We start from the raw sequence: 17,503 nt of genomic DNA on the forward strand, positions 1-17,503 counted from the left end.
TAATGTATTACTAATTAATCAAACTTCCAACGTACGAATGCCTCTATGGCCTCATAGTCTGCAAGCCCCAACTTATGATATAAAGCTGCAGTATCGCTCGTACGGTCTTCAGCACGCACCCAGAATTCACGAGGATCGTCTCCAGGGAACACAGGGACATCTTTCTGTGATTGGTGTTTAAAGATTGCTAAACGCTTGCGTTTTACCTCTTGAGGAGAAAGCGGAATAGCCATTTCAATCTCATGGATCGGATACTCATGCCATGCACCACGGTACAACCACAACCAACAATCTTTTGTCCATTCGTCTGTTTTACGTAGACGCAATAAAGCCTCTAAAATAATGTCGAAACAAACCTTGTGCGTTCCATGTGGATCAGCGAAATCTCCAGCGGCAAAAACCTGCTGTGGTTTTACTTTACGAAGTAATTCCATCGTTTGTAAGATGTCATCTTCAAAAGATACCTCTTTAGAGAATTTAGTTCTGTCGTAAAATGGTAGGTTCTGAAAATGAATATTCTCATCTGGCAAGCCCACAAAACGAGCCCCAGCAATAGCCTCACCCTTACGAATTAATCCCTTTACAGTACGGATTATTTCAGGATCGACCTGATTCGGTTTCTTCGTTTTGAAAAACTCTCTAGCTTCTGTGTAGATCTTACTTGTAATACCTTGATCGTCATCAATTGCTACAGCAAAGTCTTGTACAAATTCCAAATAACGCAACACATCATCGTCCCAAACAGCAGTATTTCCAGATGTCTGATAAGCAACATGTACATTATGCCCTTGGTCCGCTAGACGGATGAAAGTACCTCCCATAGAGATCACGTCATCATCCGGGTGTGGCGAGAAAAGGATCGCATTCTTATGCGCAGGCTCAGCGCGCTCTGGACGGTTGGTATCGTCCACATTAGGCTTTCCCCCGGGCCATCCAGTTATTGTTCGCTGTAACTCGTTAAAGATTTTAATATTAATATTATACGCAGGTCCCTGTTCAGTGACAAGCTCTGCCATACCATTATTGTTATAGTCTTCATCAGTCAGCTTTAAAATCGCTTTATTCAATTTTAAAGACAACCAGACTACTGCCTTTTTAGTCAGAAACTCTGTCCACACCACATCGTGTGCCAACCATGGTGTATCGAATCGGGTTAGCAATGACGCGGCACCTTCATCCAAGATAAACTCGACATTATTAGACAACTGTAAATAAGTCGCAGGAATCTCCGGAGACATCTCTCCTTCGACAGCTTTCTTAACGATCTCTGCCTTATTCTCATTCCATGCCATTAGGACAATTTCCTTTGCTTTGAAGATTGTTCCTACCCCCATAGTAATTGCTTTCGTAGGCACGTATTCTTTACCTCCAAATCCACGAGATGCATCACGGCGTGTCAAATCATCCAATGTCACTAGACGTGTCCCCGAGTTTGGAGCAGATCCAGGTTCATTAAACCCGATGTGCCCCGTACGTCCAATCCCTAACAATTGAATATCCAATCCTCCTAGCGCTGAAATCTTCTGCTCATAAGCTTCACAGTACGCCTGTACTTGATTGATATCTATTGTCCCGTCAGGAATATTAATGTTTTCTGCAGGAATATCGATCAGGTCGAAGAGATTTTTCTTCATGAATGTAACGTAACTCTGATCAGCTGTAGGCTGCATCGGGAAGTACTCATCCAAATTGAAGGTTACCACATTCTGGAAGCTCAAACCCTCTTCTTTGTGTTGACGAACAAGTTCTTGATAAACTTTAACAGGTGTTGCTCCTGTTGCTAGACCTAGTACAGCTTTCTCGCCATTTGCTTGCTTTTCTTTAATCAGTGAAGCGATACGATTTGCAACATGAATAGAAGCATCACTTTGACTTGGATATACCGTTACAGGTACTTTTTCAAAGCGTGTTTCCTCTAATAAATTTAATCTTGCCATTTATGAGGTAATAAATATGATAAATCGTGAATAGCAAATTTAACAATAATATGAGCTTTTCGTAAATAAAAGTGCAATTAAAAAATAATTTTAAAATCATTTTAACATATCTCCTATCAATTTATTTGCTCTTTTTATCTAAGTTTGAATAAAATAGCTATAACATGAACAGACTTCTCGCTTTATTCTTAACTATAATTCCGTTTTTATTAACGGCACAATCTAAAGATGATTTAATAAAAGAGATCAAAGCCAATCCATCTCAGACAGAGACAATCCGGCTTATCCAACGTGTGGGGGGCTATGATCCGGACTACAAAGAGATGGAAGCCCTGTTCAAAACCCTCGATAAGAGTGTAAAAAAGACAAATGAAGGTAAACTATTCCAGCGCTATCTAAAAAATCTATCCAATGTTGCTATTGGCAAAAAAGCCCCTGGAATTACGCAGTTTGATCTGGAAGGCAATCCCTACGGTCTACAGAATCTGAAAGGGAAATACGTTCTAGTAGACTTTTGGGCTTCTTGGTGCCCTCCTTGCCGTGCAGAAAACCCAAATCTGGTAGCTGCGTATGCAGAATTCAAAGACCGCAATTTTGAAATACTTGGTGTATCATTTGACCGGGAGTTTGACTCTTGGAAAAAAGCAATTGCAGACGACAACTTAACCTGGAAGCACATCTCAGATTTACAATACTGGAACAATGGCGCCTCCATTCCTTACGGTATCAAGGCAATTCCACAAAATGTCCTTGTTGACCCTAACGGGATCATTATCGGACGGAACCTACACGGCGAGGATCTGAAGAAAAAATTAAGGGAGATATTATAAATATCTCCCTTTTTTTATCACCTGCATCTTTTCTTTATCCGAAAAGAGCGTTAAAGAGATTTTCTAAAGTAGCCATAGGACTAATGGCGATATTATACTTTTTAGCGTCCAGACCCTTCACATTATACTTAGAAATAAATATTCCGTCAAACCCCAGCTTCTCCGCTTCTGCAATACGCTGTTCTATACGGTTTACAGCACGGATTTCTCCAGATAGGCCCACCTCTCCTGCAAAAGTAACCTGAGAAGGCAACGGGATATCCTGCTGTGACGAGATCAGTGCTGCTATCACCGCCAGATCAATCGCCGGATCCTCTACCCGAAGTCCGCCAGCTATATTTAAAAACACATCCTGAGCACTCAGGCGAAAGCCGAACCGCTTTTCCAACACCGCCAGTAACATGCTCAATCGCTTACTATCAAAGCCCGTAGCTGTTCGTTGTGGCGTCCCGAATGCAGAATTGCTCACCAAAGCCTGCACCTCGATCATTAAAGGACGTACCCCTTCCAGCATGGCGGCAACCGCGACTCCACTGACTGGGCTTTCCCGTTGGGACAACATAATCTCCGAAGGATTCGATACCTCCCGAAGTCCAGCCCCCTGCATCTCATAAATACCCAATTCGGATGACGAACCAAACCTGTTTTTTACAGACCGTAATATTCGATACACATGATTTCGGTCTCCTTCAAACTGTAGCACGGTATCTACCATATGCTCCAGGACCTTGGGACCTGCGATAGAACCATCTTTTGTGATATGCCCAACGATTAATACCGGAGTATTTGTTTCTTTGGCAAACCGTAGTAACTCTGCTGTACATTCACGAACCTGTGAAACCGAACCTGGAGCAGACTCTATCTGCGAAGAATGCAACGTCTGAATCGAATCAATTACTACGACATTCGGCTTTACCACTTCAATCTGTTTGAATATATTTTGTGTGCTACTTTCAGTAAGGATATAGCAGTTTGCTTTTGAAGATTGAGATAAGCGCTCGGCACGCATCTTGATTTGTTGCTCGCTCTCCTCTCCCGAGATATAAAGCGTTTTTACTGCAGGCAAGGACAGCGCTAATTGCAACATCAATGTAGATTTACCGATGCCCGGCTCTCCACCAATAAGTACTAAGGAGCCCGGAACAATCCCGCCTCCCAATACTCGATTAAATTCCTTATCCGGGGTTAATATCCGCTGTTCTTCAGAATAAACAATCTCATGGATGATTGCCGCTTTGTTAGTCCGCTTAGTAGTGGCAGTACCTGCCGTAGTACTACGCCATTCCGGTACTCTCGATGAAGCAGGGGTAACTACTTCTTCCACAAAAGAATTCCATTGTTTACAAGACGGACATTGCCCCATCCACTTTGGGGATTCATACCCACAGGACTGACAGAAATATGCTGATTTTGACTTAGCCATTGAGCTAAATTAGTAAAAACCTTACATTACATGTAACAATATCTTCTTAATTTCGACATATCAGCATACACCAATGAACAAAAACAAGGAAATAGAATTTGTGGGCCTTTTGGAACAACACCAAAATATCCTTCACAAGATCTGTAAGCTATATGCTACGGACTTGAATGCGCACAAAGATCTATTCCAGGAGATGGTCATTCAGCTTTGGAGATCCTATCCGACATTCAAAGGCGAGGCCAAATTTACAACATGGGCCTATCGCGTAGCATTGAATACCGCGATCTCCCTATATCGGGGTACAAAACGAAAAATCACAACCGTAGACTGGGATAATTCGCTACAGAATATACGCTACGAAGAGTATGACACCGAACAGGAAGAACAATTAAAAACACTTTATACCGCTGTCCGACAACTCAATGATATCGAAAAAGCATTAGTTTACATGTACCTCGAAGACAAAGATTACGCCGAGATATCGGACACACTGGGTATCAGCGAAGTCAACGCGCGTGTCAAAATGAACCGGATAAAAACAAAATTGAAAAACATGATAGATCAGAATGGAGGTTATTAATGGATGGACTAGATTTATTAAAAAAGCACTGGAATGCCGACAAACAATTCCCACAGATTGATAGTAGCGAGATTCGCATCATGTTACGCCGTAGCTCTTCTTCTATCGTTCGATGGATATTCTTTATCTGTTGCCTAGAATTTACGCTATGGTTAGCACTCTCTCTTTTCTTGCCGGTAGAAAAAGAAAATTTACTTTTTTTCCAGATTACTGACGGTATCTATAATATTGTATTTTACGCCTGTATCTTCTATTTTATCTTTCAGTTTTACACCTTACTCGTTCAGATAAAAAGCACCAATAATACACGCAAACTTATGGAGAGTATCTTAGCAGTACGGAACAACGCCCATCGGTATATTCGCTTTAACCTTCTGGCCGCTTATGCTGCTTTCGGCTTACAGCTTATTCAATTGATTGCCAAAGAATACCTTAAAGGGGAACCATGGGGCAGTATGATCTTCTTTATCATGTTGGCGTCAATTCTCTTTGTGGCGTTCGGTCTGTTATTCGTTTGGCTCTACAAACTCTATTTTAAAGTTATATATGGCTTCTTATTAAAACGATTGAACAACAACTACGAGGAGTTGACACGGCTGGAAAAAGAGGACATCTAATGCACCATAGTTATTCATTCTCCTTTAGAATGCGTAAAAAATTCAACCCCATGATCTTAGCAACATCCTCTTCACTATAGCCCCGTTCCAGCAAAGCTTTGGTCAGATTGGGTAATTTGGAAACATCCTCTAGATCCTGCGGAGGAGCTTCTATACCATCATAATCCGAGCCAACTGCAACATGATCTATTCCAACTTTCTCTACCAGATAATCGATATGATCCAATAATTTGGACAACGGAGCCGTCACCTCATACTGTTGCTCTTTTGTGAGTTTGGCAAACTGTTCCCAGGTAGATATTTCTTTATTTATCGACCCTACATGCTTTATATACGCCTCTTTTAGTCGGGTTTCATAATCCGCATCTAAAAATCCTGCGTAAAAGTTAACGCCAACAACACCCCCATTTTTCTTCAATGCTTCCAGTTGCTGATCATCCAGATTTCTAGAATGTGGAGTGAGCGCTGCGGCATTACTATGTGACACTAAAATCGGTTTTGTACTAACCTCTAACACGTCATAAAACAGCTTTTTACTACCATGCGAGAGATCCACCATCATTCCCAATTCATTCATTTTTCGAATGATGGTCTTCCCATTCCTCGACAGCCCACGCTGCCGAGGCAAGGGCTTTCCATCTTCAATAGCGGCAGCGGTTGCCCAAGGCAGGTTATAATTCCAGGTCAATGTTAAATAACGAGCTCCCCGATCATATAGTTTTTCCAGATTGGAGATACTTGATTCGATCATATTACCTCCTTCAACACCTATCAAAGCGGCTATTTTTCCCTCCTTATAGATCTTCTCGATATCTGCTGTCCCCTTTGCTAATGCTATTCGATCCGGATTCTGGGCGATCACTCTCTCTAGCGCATCGATTTGATCGTTTGCGTGTCTAAAGGCCCCCTTCCGCCAACGTTTATCATCCGACCAGACAGCAAAAACCTGCACATCGACACCGCCTTCCATCAACCTAGGAATATCAGTATGTCCGCTCTGCAGACGCTTGCCAATATCCTCACCCTTCAAAATACTTGTAATAATCACATCATTATGCCCATCAACAACCAAAATCCGACGATGTATCGCCTCATAGTCTTGGGCCAATCCTACGGTGGCGAACCCGAACAGGCATAAAAAGCTCAATACATTTCTCATTTTGCTTCGTTTATAGTTTCATAGATCGCATCCAATATACGCCCTCGTATGCTCAGATCCGACAACTTATTTGAAACCTGCGGATGCACTCGATTAGATAAGAATATATAGGTCAACTGATGCTTCGGGTCGACCCAGATACAAGTACCCGTGTATCCTGTATGTCCGAAAACAGAGGCATTAGCCAATCTGGAAGGATATTCTTTCTTTGGATCCGAATCTGCTCTATCAAAACCTAATCCTCTACGGCTAGTTTTGGACTGTTTGGAGGTAAACAAGTCGACCGTAGCCGGCTTAAAGTAACGTGTACCACCGTACTCCCCCCTATTGAGCAAAAGTTGACCATAGATAGCTAGGTCATTGGCCGTCGAGAACAATCCCGCATGTCCAGCTACCCCACCTGCCATTGCAGCTCCCTGATCATGTACATATCCCTCCAACAACACTTTTCTAAAAGAAGTATCATTTTCCGTAGGGATAATTCTATATTTTTCGAATCGCTCTCTGGGATTATAGCCTGCTGTCTTCATGCCTATAGGTCGATATAGTATCTGCTGTACGTATTCGTCCATAGGTATAGCGGTCTCATGCTCTGCGACCTCTTTCATCACATACATACTGATATCTGAATAGACATAATCACCAATCGGCTTGACGGCCGAGCTCAACATCTCGGGCCACATTACATCTCTGTAATAATTATTTATCAAATACGCATTGTCCGCTACTTTCGTTTGATGTGTCTCAGAAGGAGTCTTTTGGAGATCCCCAGGTTTCAAATGGCGATAGAAAGGAATAAAAGGAGTAAAACCGGCTTCATGCAGCAAAACCGTACGCAACGAGATATTCGCCTTATTGCTAGCTTTAGCTTGCCATAAATAATGTCCCATTGTACTATCCAAGTTGATAATCCCCTTTTCCTGAAGCTGCATAATGACAGGTGTAGTCCCTGCAATCTTGCTCACCGAAGCGAGATCAAAGATATCGTTTATTACTGTCGGTCTTTGTTTGTCATAGGTATGTGTGCCGTAGGCTTTTTCAAAGATAACCTGTCCATTCTTGACTGCCATGACCACCATCCCGGGCGCTGCCTTCTCACGAATAGCCTCGCTGGCAATAAGGTCTATTTTTTTTGTCATCTTCGCTATATCAAGTCCTGATCCCTCTCCTAGTGTATACTGTAGCCGGGTCTGCTCCGTTCGATTACTCAGATTGCCTTCCGTAATCGCCAATCCACCAAAGACACTCATCGCCATATTTCGCTGCGCGATTTCAGAAAAGGACGGATAGCCAAGCTCCGTAACGCGCCCTCCTAATAACGGCGACCATTGAGGCAGGCTCCTTTCAGCATCCCCAAATCGACAAAGAATAATATTCTTGCGATTGACCAAAGACTGTCTCAGCATATACAACATCTCTTTGCTAAGGTCTGTCTCTGTCCCTGCTACAATAATCGTATTGAAGTATTTCGTCTGTTCATCATACTTGGAGAAATCAAAGGAAGCAATAGCAGCATAACGCTCCAGTTGCTGAATAAAGGTGGAGTACTTCTGCAAATCAGGAGTTACAACTGCAATCTTTGTTTCGTCCAGACGTCCCAGAGGAACAGCATGTTCTTTATTAAATAACAGCTGTGTTTTATTTAGAACAGTTTGTTTATACTGTGCATTGACCAAACCTATACACAGTAGAAAAAATAGGAAAAGTCCAAAGGGTTTTATTGATAATTGATTCATGACAATAAGGTTTCTAAAGTAAATATATGCAAAAACCGCACAAAACCGCAACATTAATAAAGAAACCACCTTTCTCTCACCGAATCAATGCTTTCAATGAGCTTGGTACAGATTGGCACCAACGAGGGATCATATTTCTAGTCAACAGGGATTTAACAGGGACTTTATTCGGACTTAATAGGGACTTCATTCGGATAGATCCGAATAATCTCCGTTTTATTTCCGATTTAAATTCGTTTTAATTACTTTTTAAATAATAAGTAGTACCAAACTTGCCCTCCTGCTGATTCCTGTCCTATACATCAAAGTTTTTATTTACCTTTGATTTATGCCTGAAGTGGTTGAAGACAAAACTATTTTTTCGCTTTTAGAGGTAACGAAAAGCATACAACGAACGATTGCAGATCGTTACAGGAGCTTGTATTGGATAAAAGCAGAAATGAACAAACTCAACCATTATAAGCATTCGGGCCATTGCTATCCTGAGCTCGTCGAGAAGAAAGATGGTAAAATAGTCGCAGAAATACGGTCTATACTATGGAAGACAGATTTTGAACGAATTAACACTCAATTTATTCAATTACTCAACGAGCCTTTACGAGACGGTATAACGGTATTGTTTCTAGCAGGGGTGTCCTACGATCCTTTATATGGGCTCAGTCTACGCATAGTAGATATCGACCCCACATTCGTTCTGGGTGAACTTGAAAAAGAGAAAAAGGAAAGTATAGCTAAACTACAGCAAGAGGGCATATTCGATGCCAACAAACGATTAGCATTCCCCCTGCTCCCCAAACGGCTAGCTATAATTTCGGTTGAAACCAGTAAAGGTCTATCCGATTTCTTTAAAATCATAACACACAACCCCTGGGGATATAAAATTGAAACAACGCTTTATCCCGCTCTTTTGCAAGGAGATAAATCCATTCCATCAATTATCCAACAACTTGCTATTATTGCGGATCATCTTGAAAAATATGATGCCGTCGCCATCATCCGAGGTGGCGGTGGTGAAGTCGGACTCTCGAGTTATAATAATTACGCACTGTCCAAAGCAGTCGCAATTTTCCCCATCCCCGTATTGACGGGCATAGGTCATTCGACCAATGAGACAGTCAGCGAAATGGTGGCATATAAAAATGCGATTACCCCGAGCGAACTCGCCGACTTTCTAATCCAGAAGTTTCACAACTTTTCGATCCCTGTAGAAAAGGCACAGGAAAGTATTATTTCCCTTACTCAGGAGTTTTTTTCGCTACACCGAAAAAAACTTACGGAATCGGCACAAGTACTATCCTGGAACAGTAAGCAAAAACTTGCATCCGAGGGACATCAGCTACAGATGGTATCTCAGCAGTTGAAACTATATGGTCAACATATTCTCAAGGAGCAACAAAATGCACTGGAGGGAATCTCCCGTATTATCAATATGGCAGACCCTGAGCTTCTCTTAAAAAAGGGCTTTAGTATCACACGAATCAATGGGAGGGCTATCACCTCAAAAGAACAGATTAATGAAGGGGATATCATAGAAACGAGCTATGCCGATGGCATCCTATCGAGCAAGATCATCTCAAAAACTTAGTTACACATGGAGTCAAACTATACATACAAGGACGCGTTCAGCGAATTACAGCAGATAGTTTCAGAAATAGAAACGGGAGATGTCAATGTGGATGAACTAGCGGACAAAATAAAAAGGGCCTCTCAATTAATTCTGATCTGCAAAGCGAAACTAACTTCATCAGAAGAAGAGGTTAATGCCTTATTGGCCAAACTGCAAGAAACGGATCAAAGCACTTCCGAGCCCGATTAGAGACATAATTTGACAATAGAATTAGTTTTTAGTGGATTTGTTCCGCCCCACTATTAAGAATTTCAGCTTATATTTGCTACTGATATTTGCCGATTTTCAGTTATTTCTGGTTTTACCTTTAGTCTTAATTTTTACTATGAAGGCTTCACACAAACTGTTCCTCATTCTTTTGGTCTCATATCTTTCTATCTTGAATACAGTTCGGGCCCAGGAAATCATACCTTCTACCCTCGAAATAACAGACCGTTCTTTCGCTATCATTACAGACAGGAGCACCTTTGAAAAGTGTCAAAAAGAGATTCTCTCCTATCGCGATGTCATTGAATCAACACAGCTACCCGCATTGATTGTTTACCATGATTGGAAAAACCCCGAGCAACTAAAAAAAGAGTTGCAGAAGCTATATGAAACCTCCAAAATAGAAGGTGTTATCTTTATTGGAGATATACCAGTTCCGATGGTGCTTAAAGCACAGCATCTTACCAACGTATCAACAGCTATTCCATCGGACCGCTTTTATGATGATTTCGAATTGACTTTCGATTTTCTGGAGCAGAGCAAAACGAACCCGCAGTTATTTTTTTACAATTTGGGACTATCTTCTCCCAACCGCATCAAGTCAACAATTTATTCTGCACGTCTCAAGCCCCTTACTGCTACGGACAAAAAAAACGACAAATATCAACAGATCTCCACTTATCTAAACAAAGCAATACAGGCCAGGGCACCCAAGAACAGTATTGACCAGGTCATGTCTTATGTCGCGTATCAACCACTATCTACTTGGTCATCCCAGTCCTACTTTCTAGAAGAGCAATTTCCTCAGATTTCAAAAGCAAGCACACAGTTCCAAAATTACAAGGATGACAAACAACGTCTGCTACAAGATGAAACCCTTAATCAGCTTAGAAGACATGATTTAGATATAGCCTTTATTCGTCAATATCCTCTCCCTGATGTCTCCACAATCCACCCGAATGTTACGTTGAGTATTTTTGCAGACAACCCCATAGGAAATTTTAGCGAAGCACAATATAACGCAGGCCAATTTACATTCAGTAAAGGTGCGGCATTAGCTGCATTGGCCAATACCGTACAACCAGCTCTACATCGTCATCCCACATACCTGATAGGATCTCTAGCCATGGGCCTGAATATCGGTCAATGGGCCAAGCTGAATAATACACTTGAATCACACCTTTTCGGCGACCCAACATTTACCTTTGCTATTAGTTCTACAGATACATTAAGCAGATTTGTACACGAAAAGAACAATAAAAGACTAGTAGAGGCTTTGTCAAAAGCTAAATCTCCAGAGGGCCAAAGTTTCTTATTGAACCAACTCTCCCTTAACAATTATGACGGGTTGCCTAAACTGATCACCCAATACTACGACAATTCCAACTATACTACAGTACGTTATACCTGCATACATCTAGCCGACCAACAAGAAGAGGAAACAAGATCCGCTCTGTTTGCAAAAGGCATTAAAGACGTCGATGAGTCCATCCGCCTAGAAGTAATCCATGCCATCGCACGTATCGGAGATCCGATATTCATCCCTGCTCTAATAGATGCTTATATAGAGAATCAACATGCAGAGGGCATACTATCCGCTATAAATATGGCACTCTACGTATTTAATAAAGATCTGATCAAAAACATCGCTGAACAACGTTTTATGACGGCCAACAGTTTTATCGACCAGGTTAAAGAAAAAGAAAAGTTTTATGAAACTCAGTTTACAGGGATCTATTTAGAGATCGACAAGAACATTTTTGATACGAAGCCGGATAATCAACGGCAGGGAATAACGGATTTACGAACCATACACTATCATCCATCTGTAACCCGATATCTTGAATTCGTCCGCAACAGCAAGATGCCTATAGACTTGCGGATCGCGATGCTCGAATCCCTATCCTGCTTCCGGGATTCGTACCGTAAACAGGAGATCATCGCAGCCTGTAAAGAGTTAATGGTAGACACCAGGCATTCAAAAAGGCTACGTGATGAAGCCCGTCGAACTTTAAATAATGTAAACTAATGCAAAAGTCTCTGCTCGCTCTACTCGTCCTGCTCTCTACAGCAACCATGGCATATGGACAGCTAAAGATAGAAAAACCTACCTTGGCTTCGAATAACAAGGCTTTTGCGATAGTCGTGGATCAAGACACCTATACCCATACCGAAGATGCCCTAAAAGCGTATCAAAAAACGGTGGAGAGCGATGGTATACCGACCTATATCATTCATGGGGTATTCAATCGCCCTGACGACATCAAAAAAGAGCTTATAAAACTGCATAAAACCAAACAATCCCTGGAAGGCGCTGTCTTTGTTGGCAACATTCCGGTTCCTATGGTTTATGATTTTTCAGGCCATGTGACTGCCACTCCATCGGATCGCTTTTATGACGACCTTCATCTCAATTTTGAATACATCAAACAAGATGCAAACCAAAGCAACCTCCACTATTATAAATTACAGGAGAGCAGTCCACGAGAAATCAATCCAAGCTTTTACTCTGCCCGGATCTACTACCCTACGTTAAAATACGATGAGGCACATGAAGCAATTAATAATTACCTTTTAAAAGTAACACGCACACGCCGGGACAATATCTTAGACCATGTCGTCAGCTCCACAAATCAGGATTACTATAATGGGTGTACAACAGCTTGGAAAGATGAGCTCAAAGCTTACAAGGAATACTTCCCTTTTTTAGTAAAGCAGGTAAACGGCTTACAACAACTAGCTTTTAAAACCGACAATAATACTGCAATCTTAAATGAGCTACAACGTAAAGAGGTTGATTTGCTTTTAATCCGTTCAGACAGCAGTTCTACGATCCAAGTCACAGCAACTAGAGAACCCGACACCTATCCTTTATACCTTATCCTAGACACCCAGCCAGCAGGCGCTTTCGATAACATGGAGTACACCGCTAGGCAATATATCTTCAATTCAGGCAATACCATAGCAGTACAGGCGAATACTCGCCCAGCCCCTACAGACATCAACTTTAGCGGTCTATTATCGTACGGACTACGCTGGGGGCATGTTCACAATTTGGGTTTAACCCTGGAGCGTCATTTATTTGGAGATCCGACGTTTCATTTTGCGAATAAGGATACGGAAAATCTAAATGCAAAACTCAGCCAAGAAGATAATCCCGAATATTGGCGTTCATTGCTGAAGAAAGACAATGCGATCTACCAAACGCTAGCGCTGTTCAAACTTAGCTCCAGCAATACAAGCTCATCCGAAGCTATAATGCCGTATTTTGAGAATTCCCCTTACCGTACGGTACGTTTACAGGCATTACATGCTTTATCAATTCATAAGGATAAACATTTTACAAATGCAGTATCAACTGGGCTCGGTGATGAATATGAGCTCATAGCACAACAGGCCACGCGCTACGCTGGAATAATAGGAGATACCGTTTTAATAGGTCCATTGACACAAGCATGGTTGAATGACAAATCCAGACGACGAGTCCAACAGCATGTAAAATCAACATTTGAAGCATTTGACAGGAACCTTGTTGAAAAATCACTACTAACGGCTTTGCACAACAGTAATCGATTACATCAAGAGACAGAAATAGAATCCATAAAAAGTCAGTATACACAACCTGCTACTCTTGAAAGCTCACTGGAACAGATAAAAGATAGAACTAGGCCTAAAGAAGAACGTATTCGCCTGGTTCAACTCATGGCAACCCACAATTACCACCCTGGTATAGATGGCATACTTGCTATAATAAATGATAAACAGGAGCCTATTGAGCTACGGGTTGCATTCATTACCGCATTAGGAGGCTTTAGCCATTCTTGGAAAAGAGAGACAATCTTGGCAAACTTTCAAACCCTATTAAAGTCCAAGGCCACCAAAGAATTGAAAATTGAAGTAGAACGAACAATAAATAGATTAAATTAAGTTTTTAAATGATTAACTATAGAATGAACAAATTGATAATCGCTGTATTATTACTCTGGACGGGTATAGACAAAATCCATGCGCAAGACAAGAAAATTTTAGCTTCGGAAATTCAAATCAAAATTGCGGTGCAGGCGGCTCCCGCCGAATTTAGAGAGGGAGCAAAGGTATATGGATATGACCAAGCAGGAAACTTCGTCACGCTTCGAGAAGGGAGCAATGGCTATATCTGTTTGGCACCAGACTACAAGATGTCAGTGTATTACGCCTATTGCTATCCCGTGAGTTTAGAGCCTTTGATGGCTCGGGGACGCGAACTGATAGCGCAGGGTAAACGTAAAGAAAGAGATAAAATCCGTGAACAGGAATTTAAAGAGGGTAAACTGTCTATACCTCAGACGCCATCCACACTGTATGGTTATTGGGGTGCCGCTAAAGATGTAAATTTGGAAACTGGAGAGATTAAGGATGCTAAACGAAGGTATGTAATCTATGTGCCATTCGCTAAAGCAGCGGACCTCGGTCTTTCTAATCAGCACAACAATTTAGGAATGCCTTGGTTAATGGATGAAGGAACCTATAAAGCCCATATCATGATTACACCTCCGCTTGAGGCACACCAGCATTAATATCCATCTAAAAAGCGCAATCGCTGCACTTCGTATAAGTGGCAACGATTGCGCTTTATATATCTTGAAACTAAACCGAATAAACCGATTCGACGTACTTTTTAAAATTATTCAATATGGCCTGCCAGCCTTCCCGTTGCATTTCTATCGGGTTTTCAAGCTCAGGTTCGAAACGCACCACTATATTTGTATAGCTTTCGTGTGATTCAAAATTCACCTCCGCTTTACGACCATCGGTCATGGTATAGGCGATTTTCTTAAAGGGTATTAATTCGGTATAAACACCTTCAAAGTCAAATCCAAAGCTCCCATCTTTGGCCTCCATCCTGTTTATAAATTTTCCCCCTATACGCAAATCGTTGATTGAGCTTGTACAATGCCAATCATCCGAAGCATGATTCCACTGCATAATATCCTCTACCGAATTATAAGCGTTCCATACGGTCTCGACACGAATAGCAATCCGGCTTGTTATCTCTATAAGTTTCATATGTAAAAAATTTGACTTTTTTAATGGTCATTAACTATTATTTTCCTCATTGTACTTAACAGATCTGCCACGATTTTGTTCTCATCGACACAAACTATTAGATCTTGTGCGTTGCTTCTCGAATTCTATTCTTCGTCTTCAATGCCTCATCCTTTACAGCTTGTGGAGCATCGGAAAGCAGTACTTCATCGCAACCTTTGATGATATTATCTCTCTGATAAGACAAGGTAAACCAGCCCAAAGCCTCCAACGCTGCTACACGAATGCTTTCGGGTGTTTTTTCATCCTTTATCAATGTGATTACCTCAGGTACAGCGGCATGATGCCGGTATAAACGCAAAGTAGTAACCTCTCCAAGTTTTTCTTTCTCAGAAAGCGATTCATTTTGCAGGGATTTTATCAAATCATCGCGTTTTTTTCCGTAGTAATCCAGGTCTTTATCCAATTTGTCTGCCAGAGCAGCACCATTATGAACTGCTTTATTCTCCCGGATTAGGGTATTCACTTCCTGTTTCGCTAATACTGGATCCATAAACTGCAATGCCCATCTCACTCTATAAGCAACCCGCTCAGAATGCGGATCAGAAACATAGAATTGGATCAGGTCTTTAACAAATTCATTTGATCCAAAATCCGTTAGATCATATATTGCACGACGGCGGATATACTCATAAGGATCATTTTTTGCGGCGTGTAAGACCTCAATATATTCCTTATTTTCAAATTGACGTAACAGTTGGAATGCTTCCATACGCGTGGTCTCAAACGGAGAACTGAAATAAATATCTCTTAATAGCGGTGCACTTTCCTTCTCCGGCATTAAGGCTACCAATTTGACTAAAGCTAAACTCTGTACATCTGCATCATTTTCCTTCAATGCATTCTTCCAATAGGTGACATCTTTATTGAGCATCACTGCCTCGTTGAGAGCATAGCTATCTTTAGAATCGAAGTGGAAAGTCGGATCTCCAAGCACATGCGTCTCTAGATAAGCGATATGCTTAAGCCAGTTGCCCACACGATACCCCTTGTTCAACAAGCCCATCATTTCTGCAGGCCATAAATCTTGCAAGACACCAACAGAATTCGCAACAGCTGCTACGTTTTCGTTATTGGAGAAAGGATAATATCCGGCGATATAATTGTCTAAATGAAAAGAACCTGTCAAACAAGAATTCAAATAGACAAGCTTTGCTTGAATACCACTGTTGCGGGCATCCTCAATCTGTACATCTAGATTTGCATTGAAAATAGAATCCTCTTCTGCTACTTTGGCATCAAATATATTCTCAAACCATTTATCTGATACCCCCAAAGAGTTCTTAAATCCTTCTTTTGTTTTCTCTAAATCTCTTCCATCGTCTTTGGCATCACGCATTTTTGACCGTAGGTAACGGGCAACGTTCTCCATCGAAGGTTGTGGATTGGACACCAGCGGATAGCCGTTAATCAACTGCAATGTCGGTGTACCATGCCCTGTCATATAGGCAAAATCTAACCCATCTCTTTTTAGTTCGGACAATAGATTAAATTTCATGAAATCAGCATTTCTAAAATTGAGAAACTTGATAGACCCTCCTGGTCTAAAAAGATGTGGCAATTGTGATTTCAACGCTAGAGCTTCGCCCGAGACGGCATTAACCGAATTCGAATTATACCCATGTCCATAAGAAACCAGCATATCATTCAATGGGTAACTTTTTGAACGTAGCGTGATCAGTTTATTCAAGTAGTCTTTAATCTTAGGAACCATCTGCTCACCAGTTGCTACTGGAGGTTTGATACGGGCCGAATAGATATCCATATCAATGTATTGTTTTGAATCTGGCCGTAAACTATAATAGAAATAGTGCTCCTTACCTTTTGCAGTATCCTGTTTCAAGAAATCAAACTTAAGGTCAAAATCATCATAATACCTATCCGAAGGCACTGAGGATTTGTCCCATCGTATCTTTTGATTCATTTTAAATGCCGAAGTCAAGAACTGGGCATCACGGATCATAGGCACCGGAATATTACCAATCAACACGGCTCCTTCCAATGGCGTACCTTTATCCTGATGTAGTTTTTGCAATATCTGACGGATCTTTTCTGGCGATTGCCAATCATCATAGATGATATAAGTCCCCAGTCCATCTTTTTCCACAACCTGCTTGTAGGCACGAATTTCAGGACCTACCGCTTCGTAAGTCGCTTTATCAACTACGATTGCGAATGAAGTCTTTGATTTAATACTTGGCTTCTCTATCTCCTGCGCATTAGCCATCAAGCTTCCTGACAACAATAGCGCTCCTACAACCCTTTTTATATTATACATATCGAATTCAAATTTAAAAAAATA

General features: G+C 41.4%; 14 protein-coding genes. 8 read left to right on the forward strand and 6 right to left on the reverse strand.

The genetic code is table 11. The features are described from left to right. Positions 1–14: 14 nt before the first annotated feature. Positions 15–1,937 carry a glucosamine-6-phosphate deaminase gene (gene nagB / locus JKG64_RS18355; RefSeq protein WP_210355718.1) on the reverse strand — a complete coding sequence of 641 codons (1,923 nt, stop codon included), beginning with the start codon at positions 1,935–1,937 and terminating at the stop codon, positions 15–17. A gap of 164 nt (positions 1,938–2,101) precedes the next feature. Between nagB and JKG64_RS18360 the strand changes: the two genes are divergently transcribed. After that, the gene (locus JKG64_RS18360; protein ID WP_210355719.1) at positions 2,102–2,767 is read left to right on the forward strand and encodes a TlpA family protein disulfide reductase; all 666 of its coding nucleotides are present in this window, start codon (positions 2,102–2,104) and stop codon (positions 2,765–2,767) included. Between the two features lie 34 nt (positions 2,768–2,801). Here JKG64_RS18360 and radA read toward each other — a convergent pair whose 3' ends face one another. Then, positions 2,802–4,190: a DNA repair protein RadA gene (gene radA / locus JKG64_RS18365; RefSeq protein ID WP_210355720.1), complete on the reverse strand. Its 1,389-nt coding sequence runs from the start codon at positions 4,188–4,190 to the stop codon at positions 2,802–2,804. Between the two features lie 73 nt (positions 4,191–4,263). On the opposite strand from radA, the gene JKG64_RS18370 reads away from it, so the two are divergent. Together JKG64_RS18370 and JKG64_RS18375 are read left to right on the forward strand one after the other, a co-directional pair. Then, on the forward strand, positions 4,264–4,770 hold the full coding sequence (locus JKG64_RS18370) for an RNA polymerase sigma factor (RefSeq protein WP_210355721.1): 507 nt from the start codon (positions 4,264–4,266) through the stop codon (positions 4,768–4,770). After that, positions 4,770–5,387: a hypothetical protein gene (locus JKG64_RS18375; RefSeq protein WP_210355722.1), complete on the forward strand. Its 618-nt coding sequence runs from the start codon at positions 4,770–4,772 to the stop codon at positions 5,385–5,387. Before JKG64_RS18370 ends, JKG64_RS18375 begins: the two co-directional genes overlap by 1 nt. 10 nt (positions 5,388–5,397) lie before the next feature. On the opposite strand, the gene JKG64_RS18380 is transcribed toward JKG64_RS18375, so the two are convergent. Next, on the reverse strand, positions 5,398–6,546 hold the full coding sequence (locus JKG64_RS18380) for a dipeptidase (RefSeq protein ID WP_210355723.1): 1,149 nt from the start codon (positions 6,544–6,546) through the stop codon (positions 5,398–5,400). Then, positions 6,543–8,282 carry a serine hydrolase domain-containing protein gene (locus JKG64_RS18385; protein ID WP_210355724.1) on the reverse strand — a complete coding sequence of 580 codons (1,740 nt, stop codon included), beginning with the start codon at positions 8,280–8,282 and terminating at the stop codon, positions 6,543–6,545. Before JKG64_RS18385 ends, JKG64_RS18380 begins: the two co-directional genes overlap by 4 nt. A 328-nt stretch (positions 8,283–8,610) precedes the next feature. On the opposite strand from JKG64_RS18385, the gene xseA reads away from it, so the two are divergent. The 5 genes from xseA (at position 8,611) to JKG64_RS18410 (ending at position 14,672) form a co-directional block, all read left to right on the forward strand. Further along, positions 8,611–9,867, forward strand: a complete 1,257-nt coding sequence (gene xseA, locus JKG64_RS18390; protein WP_210355725.1) for an exodeoxyribonuclease VII large subunit — start codon at positions 8,611–8,613, stop codon at positions 9,865–9,867. A 6-nt stretch (positions 9,868–9,873) separates the two neighbouring features. Next, positions 9,874–10,098, forward strand: coding sequence for an exodeoxyribonuclease VII small subunit (gene xseB / locus JKG64_RS18395; protein WP_210355726.1), 225 nt, complete (start codon positions 9,874–9,876; stop codon positions 10,096–10,098). 136 nt (positions 10,099–10,234) lie between these two features. Next, entirely contained in the window at positions 10,235–12,145 is a 1,911-nt protein-coding gene (locus JKG64_RS18400) for a HEAT repeat domain-containing protein (protein ID WP_210355727.1), read from the forward strand. Beyond that, positions 12,145–14,043 (forward strand): HEAT repeat domain-containing protein, encoded by a 1,899-nt coding sequence (locus JKG64_RS18405; protein ID WP_210355728.1) that lies wholly within the window; start codon positions 12,145–12,147, stop codon positions 14,041–14,043. The genes JKG64_RS18400 and JKG64_RS18405 overlap by 1 nt, the downstream gene beginning before the upstream one ends. Before the next feature lie 23 nt (positions 14,044–14,066). Next, complete coding sequence (locus JKG64_RS18410; RefSeq protein ID WP_210355729.1) at positions 14,067–14,672, forward strand: hypothetical protein; 606 nt, start codon at positions 14,067–14,069, stop codon at positions 14,670–14,672. Positions 14,673–14,742: 70 nt separating this feature from the next. On the opposite strand, the gene JKG64_RS18415 is transcribed toward JKG64_RS18410, so the two are convergent. Further along, entirely contained in the window at positions 14,743–15,162 is a 420-nt protein-coding gene (locus JKG64_RS18415; RefSeq protein WP_210355730.1) for an SRPBCC family protein, read from the reverse strand. 97 nt (positions 15,163–15,259) lie between these two features. Then, positions 15,260–17,479 carry a HEAT repeat domain-containing protein gene (locus tag JKG64_RS18420; protein ID WP_210355731.1) on the reverse strand — a complete coding sequence of 740 codons (2,220 nt, stop codon included), beginning with the start codon at positions 17,477–17,479 and terminating at the stop codon, positions 15,260–15,262. Between the last annotated feature and the right edge of the window lie 24 nt (positions 17,480–17,503).

It is taken from the genome of Sphingobacterium tabacisoli (assembly GCF_017908035.1).
Lineage (GTDB): Bacteria > Bacteroidota > Bacteroidia > Sphingobacteriales > Sphingobacteriaceae > Sphingobacterium > Sphingobacterium tabacisoli.

Bases quoted from the DNA above. Each gene is read 5' to 3' on its own strand.
- nagB (WP_210355718.1), bottom strand. From the start codon at position 1,937: ATGGCAAGATTAAATTTATTAGAGGAAACACGCTTTGAAAAAGTACCT.
- JKG64_RS18360 (WP_210355719.1), top strand. From the start codon at position 2,102: ATGAACAGACTTCTCGCTTTATTCTTAACTATAATTCCGTTTTTATTA.
- radA (WP_210355720.1), bottom strand. From the start codon at position 4,190: ATGGCTAAGTCAAAATCAGCATATTTCTGTCAGTCCTGTGGGTATGAA.
- JKG64_RS18370 (WP_210355721.1), top strand. From the start codon at position 4,264: ATGAACAAAAACAAGGAAATAGAATTTGTGGGCCTTTTGGAACAACAC.
- JKG64_RS18375 (WP_210355722.1), top strand. From the start codon at position 4,770: ATGGATGGACTAGATTTATTAAAAAAGCACTGGAATGCCGACAAACAA.
- JKG64_RS18380 (WP_210355723.1), bottom strand. From the start codon at position 6,546: ATGAGAAATGTATTGAGCTTTTTATGCCTGTTCGGGTTCGCCACCGTA.
- JKG64_RS18385 (WP_210355724.1), bottom strand. From the start codon at position 8,282: ATGAATCAATTATCAATAAAACCCTTTGGACTTTTCCTATTTTTTCTA.
- xseA (WP_210355725.1), top strand. From the start codon at position 8,611: ATGCCTGAAGTGGTTGAAGACAAAACTATTTTTTCGCTTTTAGAGGTA.
- xseB (WP_210355726.1), top strand. From the start codon at position 9,874: ATGGAGTCAAACTATACATACAAGGACGCGTTCAGCGAATTACAGCAG.
- JKG64_RS18400 (WP_210355727.1), top strand. From the start codon at position 10,235: ATGAAGGCTTCACACAAACTGTTCCTCATTCTTTTGGTCTCATATCTT.
- JKG64_RS18405 (WP_210355728.1), top strand. From the start codon at position 12,145: ATGCAAAAGTCTCTGCTCGCTCTACTCGTCCTGCTCTCTACAGCAACC.
- JKG64_RS18410 (WP_210355729.1), top strand. From the start codon at position 14,067: ATGAACAAATTGATAATCGCTGTATTATTACTCTGGACGGGTATAGAC.
- JKG64_RS18415 (WP_210355730.1), bottom strand. From the start codon at position 15,162: ATGAAACTTATAGAGATAACAAGCCGGATTGCTATTCGTGTCGAGACC.
- JKG64_RS18420 (WP_210355731.1), bottom strand. From the start codon at position 17,479: ATGTATAATATAAAAAGGGTTGTAGGAGCGCTATTGTTGTCAGGAAGC.